The sequence below is a fragment of the Clostridium sp. MCC345 genome, from assembly GCF_018785345.1.
In the GTDB taxonomy this organism is placed as follows: domain Bacteria; phylum Bacillota; class Clostridia; order Lachnospirales; family Anaerotignaceae; genus Anaerotignum_A; species Anaerotignum_A faecicola.
Genome location: NZ_WQPP01000051.1, coordinates 1 through 391 on the forward strand (window position 1 = coordinate 1; position 391 = coordinate 391).

1 protein-coding gene is annotated in these 391 nt (G+C 47.8%); it reads left to right on the forward strand.

Translation table 11 applies throughout. The features are described 5' to 3' along the window. Positions 1-391: recombinase family protein (locus GPK49_RS09165; protein ID WP_215677565.1), on the forward strand; the 391-nt coding region annotated here is incomplete at both ends.

The window sequence follows — 391 nt, forward strand, 5'->3', positions numbered from 1 at the left end:
AGCAATTCCATTTCCAATCAGAAGCGTATCCTTGAAACCTATGCAAAGCAGAACGGCTTTTCCAATCTGCGCTGGTACACGGACGACGGTTATTCTGGTGCGAACTTTCAAAGACCCGGTTTTCAAGCCATGCTTGCGGACATTGAAGCCGGAAAAGTCGGGACAGTTATCGTAAAGGATATGTCGAGGTTAGGGCGAAACTACCTGCAAGTGGGAATGTACACGGAAATGATTTTCCCACAGAAAGGTGTCCGCTTCATCGCTATCAATGACGGAGTGGACAGCGCACAGGGCGACAATGACTTTGCCCCGCTGCGGAATATCTTTAACGAATGGCTGGTGAGAGATACGAGCAAGAAAATCAAAGCAGTAAAACGCTCAAAAGGCATGA